The sequence below is a fragment of the Priestia flexa NBRC 15715 genome, assembly GCF_001591565.1.
GTDB lineage: Bacteria > Bacillota > Bacilli > Bacillales > Bacillaceae_H > Priestia > Priestia flexa.
In genome coordinates, this window is the sequence record NZ_BCVD01000144.1 from 1 (window position 1) to 8,315 (window position 8,315).

General features: G+C 38.5%; 7 protein-coding genes. All 7 read left to right on the top strand.

The features are described from left to right. The first annotated feature begins 172 nt into the window (after positions 1-172). The 7 genes from BFL01S_RS17590 (at position 173) to BFL01S_RS17620 (ending at position 8,293) form a co-directional block, all read left to right on the top strand. A complete protein-coding gene (locus BFL01S_RS17590) occupies positions 173-2,125 on the top strand; it encodes a methylmalonyl-CoA mutase family protein (RefSeq protein WP_025909223.1) in 1,953 nt (650 codons plus the stop codon). Further along, positions 2,118-4,274, top strand: a complete 2,157-nt coding sequence (gene scpA / locus BFL01S_RS17595; RefSeq protein WP_061786491.1) for a methylmalonyl-CoA mutase — start codon at positions 2,118-2,120, stop codon at positions 4,272-4,274. Before BFL01S_RS17590 ends, scpA begins: the two co-directional genes overlap by 8 nt. A gap of 4 nt (positions 4,275-4,278) precedes the next feature. Next, the gene (meaB, locus tag BFL01S_RS17600) at positions 4,279-5,280 is read left to right on the top strand and encodes a methylmalonyl Co-A mutase-associated GTPase MeaB (RefSeq protein ID WP_061786492.1); all 1,002 of its coding nucleotides are present in this window, start codon (positions 4,279-4,281) and stop codon (positions 5,278-5,280) included. 91 nt (positions 5,281-5,371) lie between these two features. Next, a complete protein-coding gene (locus BFL01S_RS17605; RefSeq protein WP_025909220.1) occupies positions 5,372-5,809 on the top strand; it encodes a BrxA/BrxB family bacilliredoxin in 438 nt (145 codons plus the stop codon). A 282-nt stretch (positions 5,810-6,091) separates the two neighbouring features. Further along, positions 6,092-6,886: a transporter substrate-binding domain-containing protein gene (locus tag BFL01S_RS17610; protein WP_061786493.1), complete on the top strand. Its 795-nt coding sequence runs from the start codon at positions 6,092-6,094 to the stop codon at positions 6,884-6,886. 32 nt (positions 6,887-6,918) lie between these two features. Continuing rightward, positions 6,919-7,578 carry an amino acid ABC transporter permease gene (locus BFL01S_RS17615; RefSeq protein WP_025909773.1) on the top strand — a complete coding sequence of 220 codons (660 nt, stop codon included), beginning with the start codon at positions 6,919-6,921 and terminating at the stop codon, positions 7,576-7,578. Beyond that, positions 7,571-8,293 (top strand): amino acid ABC transporter ATP-binding protein, encoded by a 723-nt coding sequence (locus BFL01S_RS17620; RefSeq protein ID WP_025909774.1) that lies wholly within the window; start codon positions 7,571-7,573, stop codon positions 8,291-8,293. The genes BFL01S_RS17615 and BFL01S_RS17620 overlap by 8 nt, the downstream gene beginning before the upstream one ends. Positions 8,294-8,315 lie beyond the last annotated feature (22 nt).

The window sequence follows — 8,315 nt, forward strand, 5'->3', positions numbered from 1 at the left end:
AAACTCTTTTATTTGTTTAATATTTAATTCGAAAAGGTTTTGCTCGTCATGCCGATTTGGCATACGGTATTTTGAGAAGGTATATATATTTCGTTTATAGAATGTAATAAAATAAAAGAGAGTGTGTCAGCAGAAAAAGGCTTTGGTATCAAAGTATAAAGGGGAAATGACGATGAATAAACCATCCTTTCATGAATTTGCCTATACTCCTCAGCAAGAATGGATACAAGAAGTAAAAAAAGCGCTAAAAGATGACCCTCATCTATATGAAAAAGAAACGTTTGAGAACATTTTTTTGAAAACGCTTTACCGAAAAAATGACGTGCAAGATTTACCACATTTAAAAGACGAAGAGCTTTACTTATTCGTAAGAGGAATAGACTCACATTTCGTATCAAATGAATGGAATATTGCACAACGAATAAATGTAGCCGTTCCAAAGAAAGCGAATCAAATGATAAAGGAAGCATTAGATAACGGACAAACGTCATTGGCTATTGAGTTAAATCCTATATCAATTAAAGGAAAGAATCCGTTAACAGTTCCTTTTACTGAATTAAAAAGCGGCGTTTTGCTCTCTAACTATGCAGATCTATGTGCGCTTTTTAAGGACATTCAGTTACCTGAAGTACCTCTTTTTATTCCTTCTGGATATACGGCACTGCCGTTGATTGAATCCATTGATACGTACTGTCAACAGGAAGGGATCACATTATCACAAGTAGCTGGAGTGGTTGGAATGGATCCGCTCGGCTCATTAGCTGAACACGCTCATTCACCAATTCCAATCACTGATTTGTATCATGACATGGCAAACGCAATTGCTTTTGTACAAGAAAAGAAAAGTTCGCTAAAGACGGTACTTATTGATACAAAACCGTATCACATGAGCGGGGCAACAGCCGTTCAAGAGTTAGCATATGCACTTTCAACAGCCGTACAATATATGGATGAATGTTTAAGACGCAATATTCCTTTACATCATGTATTACCTCATCTGGCATTTTCATTCTCAACAAGCTCACAGCTTTTTATGGAAGTTTCAAAACTACGTGCATTTCGCTTACTGTGGCTTCAGGCCGTTCGAGCATTTTCACAGACTATAGACGTACCGCTTCCTTTCATCCATGTAAATACATCCATCCATACGCTTTCATCTCAAGACTTACATACGAATATTTTACGAGGAACACTGCAAGCATTTGCTGGAATTATTGGCGGAGCAAATAGCCTCCATGTTTATCCATATGATGCTATATCAAAGCAGTCAACAGAATTATCCAATCGACTCGCACGAAATACGCAGCTAATGCTTCGAGAAGAATCACAATTAGGCAGAGTCATAGACCCGGCAGGAGGCTCATGGTACATCGAATCCTACACGCATGAGCTTGCAGAAAAAGCTTGGAAGCTGTTTCAGAAAATGGAATCTAAAGGCGGTATGGAAGCATGTCTAGAGTCAGGTTGGATTCAATGTGAGCTTCAACATGTAAGTGAAGAGAAAAGAGAACAGATACATAGCAGAAATGAAAGAATGGTAGGAATTACGCATTATGTATCTCCAAGTAAAACTACTTATGAAGAAGATAACGTTGCAAACAAAGACTACCACGAATATCAATTGCAATTAAGAAATGAATTGACGGCATCTTCTCTATTGGTGAATGCGCATGAAGAACAATCCCCTTCTCAAGCAATTCTCTTTTTGAATCAGTGGAGAAAAAGCGAAGCGTTTGAACAGATGCGTGAAAGAACCAAAGGATTGACTATTGGTTGCATTGAATTATCAGAAAGTAAATTGGTTAAGCAACAAAAAGAGTTTGCTTATGATTTTTTCCAGTCTGGTGGATTTCAATGTGAAACTTTTTCACCGTTATATCATGACCTGGATACCATTGAATGGTTGAAAAAGCGTCCTTGTCATGCATACGTAGTATGTGGTGAACCTGAACAAGTAAAAGATATGCTTGCCTTCCTTAATGGGTATAAACAAGAAAAGCTTTACGTATTTGTTGTAGCAAAATCAGAGGTAGACGGAGCTGCGGAATTCATTAATGAAAATGTGAATGCAATTAATTGTTTTGCGCAATTAGTACGCTGGATTGAGGTGAATCAACATGTATAAAAAACCACAATTTGAAAATATTGATTTTGGCGCTGTTACGCAACCGAAAGCTGTGGAGAGTAAGCAGCATACTGTAGAATCTTTTCAAACAAATGAACAAATTTTTGTGAAATCTCTATATACAGAAAAAGATTATAAAGGCATTGAATTTCTTGATTTTACACCAGGAAAACCACCATATCTAAGAGGACCTTACGCGACGATGTACGTGAAAAAACCATGGACAATTCGTCAGTACGCAGGGTTTTCAACAGCAGAAGAAAGCAATGCCTTTTATCGCAGAAATTTAGCTGCAGGGCAGAAAGGATTGTCTGTTGCTTTTGATTTAGCAACACATCGAGGGTATGACTCTGATCACCCTCGCGTGGTTGGTGACGTAGGAAAAGCGGGGGTAGCAATTGATTCAATCTTAGACATGAAAAAGCTTTTTGATGGTATTCCTCTGGATAAAATGTCGGTTTCAATGACGATGAATGGTGCTGTATTACCAATCATGGCTTTTTATATCGTGACTGCTGAAGAACAAGGTGTGCAAAAGGAGCAGCTAGCCGGTACCATTCAAAATGATATTTTAAAAGAATACATGGTACGTAATACGTATATTTATCCTCCAGATATGTCGATGAGAATTATTGCAGATATTTTCAAGTATACGTCTGAGCATATGCCCAAATTTAATAGCATCAGTATTTCAGGCTATCACATGCAAGAAGCGGGAGCACCAGCTGACCTGGAGCTAGCTTATACGCTAGCAGACGGATTAGAGTATGTTCGAACCGGAATAAAATCTGGTATTTCAGTCGATGCCTTTGCACCACGCCTATCATTTTTTTGGGCGATTGGAATGAACTACTTTATGGAAGTAGCAAAAATGAGAGCCGGTAGATTGCTATGGGCTAAGCTAATGAAACAGTTTAATCCAACAAATCCCAAGTCGTTAGCTTTGCGTACGCACTCGCAAACGTCTGGCTGGAGCTTAACGGAGCAAGATCCGTTCAATAACGTAGTGCGTACATGTGTGGAAGCACTGGCAGCAGTTTCAGGGCACACGCAGTCACTGCATACGAATGCATTGGATGAAGCAATTGCGCTACCAACGGATTTTTCAGCAAGAATTGCACGTAATACACAGTTATATTTACAAGATGAAACGTCTATTTGTTCTGTTATTGACCCGTTGGGAGGGGCTTATTATATTGAATCACTAACGAATGAGCTCGTTCATAAAGCTTGGGGTCATTTAGAAGAGATTGAATCACTTGGTGGTATGGCAAAAGCAATTGAAACTGGGATTCCGAAAATGAAAATTGAAGAAGCTGCTGCCAGAAGGCAAGCTAGAATTGATTCAAAAGCCGAAATTATTGTTGGTGTGAATGCATTTAAAGCGAACGAAGAAGAAGAGTTAGAGATTTTAGATATTGATAATCAAGCAGTGCTAACAGCGCAAGTAGAAAGATTAAAAGAACTGAAGAATCAGCGCGATGACAAGCAGGTGGAAAAAACTTTACGTGATTTAACGCATGCTGCTGAAACAGGAAAGGGAAATTTATTAGAGTTAGCGGTTGAAGCTGCCAGAGCAAGAGCAACGCTAGGCGAAATATCACTTGCTCTTGAAAAAATATCTGGTAGGCATCAAGCGGTTACACGTTCAATAAAAGGTGTTTATCAAGCAGAATTTGAAGGAGCAGAGCTTATTGATAAAGTGCGCCAGTTAACAGATGACTTCTTAGAAGAAGAGGGAAGAAGACCAAGAATCCTAGTTGCCAAAATGGGTCAGGACGGTCATGATCGCGGAGCAAAAGTCATTTCTACAGCATTTGCGGATCTAGGCTTTGATGTGGATGTTGGTCCACTTTTTCAAACGCCTGAAGAAACTGCTGTGCAAGCAATTGAAAATGATGTTCACGTCGTAGGGTTTAGCTCGCTTGCTGCTGGACATAAAACGCTACTTCCACAGCTTGTTGAGCAGCTGCGTTTACACGGTAGAGAAGATATTTTAGTCATTGTTGGAGGAGTTATTCCAAAGCAAGATTATCCTTTTTTAGAAGCAAGCGGAGCAGCAGCTATTTTCGGTCCAGGTACGGTCATTCCAAAAGCAGCTATCCACGTGTTAGATAAGATTAAAGAAAAGCTAGCGGTGGATGAGTGATTATATGACCAAATTAAAAACAGTGTCTCAGTATAAAGAAGGGCTTTTAGGAAAAAAACGAGCTGCTTTAGCACAAGCTATTACCTTAATTGAAAGTCAGGCTGCTAAGCATAAACACCTGGCTCAACAGTTAATGAAAGAAATTTATTCGCATACTGGAAAATCGATTCGGATTGGATTTACAGGTGTACCAGGAGCAGGGAAAAGTACGTTAATTAATGCATTTGGAACTTATTTATGTGATCAAGGATACCGAGTAGCAGTACTTGCGATTGATCCAAGCAGTACGGTATCTGGTGGAAGTATCTTAGGTGATAAAACGCGAATGGAGCAGCTTGCTAAGCATCCAAGAGCTTTTGTTCGACCGTCTCCTTCGCAAGGAACATTAGGCGGGGTTCATCGCAAGACGAGAGAAGCTGTTCTTTTATGCGAAGCAGCGGGATATGACGTCATTTTTATAGAAACGATGGGCGTGGGGCAAGGTGAAGGAATCGTTAAGCAAATGGTTGATGTCTTTGTTCTTCTTGTTTTAACAGGTGCAGGAGATGAGCTTCAAGGAATTAAAAAAGGAATCTTAGAGCTAGCCGACTTGATTTGTGTAAATAAAGCGGATGGAGATAATCGAAAAAAAGCAGTACTGACGAAAAAAGAGTATGAGTCCGTTATTTCATTTCTATATGCTCATTCATCTAGTTGGCAGCCAAGGGTATTAACAACATCTGTTTACGAGACAGGTGATTTGATTAGCTTATGGAATCACATCTTGGATTACAAGAGCTGGCTAATACAAAATGAACGATTTGAGCAAAAGCGAGGTCTTCAACTTTCTTCATGGCTACAGTCGAGAATTGCTGATTATCTGTACGAGTCTTTTTATGGTAAGCAAGAGCTACGTGATACGCTAAAAGATGTTGAGCAACGTATGCAAAAAGGAGACATAACAATGGAGGAAGCATTTGAGACAATAATTCATCAGTATAAACAAGTAAACCAACCGATAAAGTAACAATAATTTTTTCGTAAACATAAGCCAAAGAAATCGCGTTTTAAGTCATGGTTTGCTATGATAAAAGTAGCTAACTAAAGGAGGTAAAAAGATGAACATCGATTTTAATTTATTTATGAATGATGTTGTTCGCCAAGCGCGTCAAGAGATTGAAGCTGCAGGTTACACGCAATTAACGACGGCTGAAGATGTAGAGGAAGCGTTTCAAAAGCCCGGTACAACATTAGTAATGGTTAACTCAGTTTGTGGATGTGCAGGAGGGATTGCTAGACCAGCAGCTGCTCATTCCGTTCATTACGATAAGCGCCCAACGAATCTAGTTACGGTATTCGCTGGCCAAGATAAAGAAGCAACGGCTCGCGCTAGAGAATATTTTGAAGGCTACCCACCATCTTCACCATCATTTGCACTATTAAAAGATGGTAAAATTATGACAATGGTAGAGCGTCATGAAATTGAAGGACATGAGCCAATGTCAGTTGTAACAAAACTTCAAGAAGCGTTTGATCAATATTGTGAAGAAGTATAAATAAAAAAGTCGCGTAAGCGGCTTTTTTATTTTTGGTGAAAATATTTGTAATATCAATTTTTTATACATGATTCACATGATTATGGAAAATGGTGGATAGGTATTTTCATATAGTTAAATCTATATTTAAAAAAAGTGTTGCATAAATATAAATACGTGTTAAAATACAGTTACATGAATATATATTTATTTTTTTACAATGACTTGCAATAAGGAAAAACTTATTTCATAATATTATTAATTTTAAGAAAATATTAAAATTGGGGGAAACGTGACATGAAAATGAAAAAATGGCTATCAGTAACAGTTATAGGGTTGTTAACAGCGGGAGCATTAGCTGCTTGTGGTGCTGGTGAAGGTGCTTCAAATGGAGGCGGAGGCAGTGAGGATGCAAAAGTTTTAAAAATGGGAACTTCAGCTGATTATCCACCGTTTGAGTATATTGATACAGCAAAAGGTGACAGCGAGCCGGTCGGTTTCGATATTGATTTAGCAAAAGCAATTGGTAAAGAGCTAGGTTATGAAGTACAAGTTGTCGATATGGAGTTCGGTAGCTTAATTCCATCTTTACAGTCTAAAAAAGTGGACTTTGTTTTAGCAGGAATGACGCCGACGGAAGAGCGTAAAAAGAACATAGACTTCTCTGATGTATATTACGAGGCGAAAAATGTACTTGTATCTAAAAAGGACGAGCCGATTAATAGCATTGAAGAGCTGAACGGAAAAACAGTAGGTGTTCAAACAGCATCTATTCAAGAAGATGAAGCAAAAACATTATCAGAAGAAGTAGACATTAAAATTGAAAGTCGCGATCGTATTCCACAATTGATTCAAGAAATGAAGTCAAATCGTATTGATGTAGCAATCATTGAGGATACAGTAGCAAAAGGCTATGTAGCAAAAGATGATACGTTACAACTTGTAGAAACAGGAAGAGAAGACTCTAACAAAGGTTCTGCCATTGCATTTCCTAAAGGCAGCAAGCTAACGGATGAGTTTAATAAAGAACTACAAGAAATGAAAGAAAGCGGAGAGCTAGAAGAGCTAATCGTTAAATGGTTTGATAGTAAAGAATAAGAGACAATGAACGGAGAGGAAGGAAAACAGGCATGAATTTGGACTTTTCACAAATCGTGCCTTCAATCCCTTATATTTTAAAAGGGATAGGAGTGACGATTCAAATAGTTTTAGCTTCAGCCATTGTCGGTTTTGTACTAGGGACAATCTTATCTCTATTTAAAATTAGTCGTTCAAAACCGCTCATTTGGTTAGCTGATCTTTATACATCAATCTTTCGTGGTACGCCGCTCGTACTGCAGTTATTGCTTATTTATTTTGGGTTACCACAAATTTTAGGTTTTGATATTGCGCCATTTCCTGCTGCAGTTGCTGCATTTGGATTAAACTCAGCTGCATATATCTCTGAAATTATTCGTGCTGGTATTTTAGCAGTCGATAAAGGACAACGTGAAGCTGCTCTTGCTTTAGGAATTCCATATCGTAAAATGATGGGCCAAGTCATTATGCCTCAAGCTTTAAAAAACATTTTACCAGCTTTAATGAATGAGTTTATTACGCTTACGAAAGAATCAGCACTTGTAACGGTTATCGGTGCGCTTGATATTATGAGACGTGCATATATCGTTGGAGGAGAAAAGTTTGCGTATTTTGAACCTCTGTTATTTGCAGGATTAATTTATTACATCATGGTAATGGGCTTAACGCTCCTTGGTAAAGTGATCGAGAGGAGAATGAGAAAAGGTGATTAAAATTGAAAACTTACACAAGTCCTTTGGCCAAAATGAAGTTCTAAAAGGCATTTCAACAGTTATTAAAGAAAAAGAAGTAGTCGCCGTAATCGGTCCATCAGGTTCCGGGAAATCAACGTTTTTGCGCTGTATGAATTTACTTGAACAGCCAACTAGTGGAGCCATTACAATAGCTGATCAAGAAATTACAAATGCGAAGACAAACATTATAAACGTGCGACAAAATGTCGGGATGGTATTTCAGCACTTTCATCTGTTTCCTCATATGACGGTGCTTGAAAACTTAACATACGCGCCTACTACAGTTAAAGGAATCTCAAAAGAAGAGGCGAAGAGCAAAGGAATGGAACTACTAACTAAAGTCGGACTAGCTGAAAAAGCAAACGAGTATCCAAGTCGACTTTCAGGAGGTCAAAAGCAGCGTGTTGCTATTGCTCGTGCTCTTGCGATGGAACCAGAAATTATGCTTTTTGATGAACCAACATCTGCTTTAGACCCAGAGATGGTAAAAGAAGTATTAGATGTAATGAAATCACTAACTGAAACGGGTATGACAATGGTTATCGTTACGCATGAAATGGGCTTTGCGCGCGAAGTAGCAGATCGTGTTTTATTCTTAGATGGCGGCCGCCTAGTGGAAGATTCACCTCCGGCTGAGTTTTTTACAGCACCTAAAAGTAAGCGTGCGAAGGATTTTCTTGAAAAAATCTTATAATAGTCAAAAAGAGACTGAGATA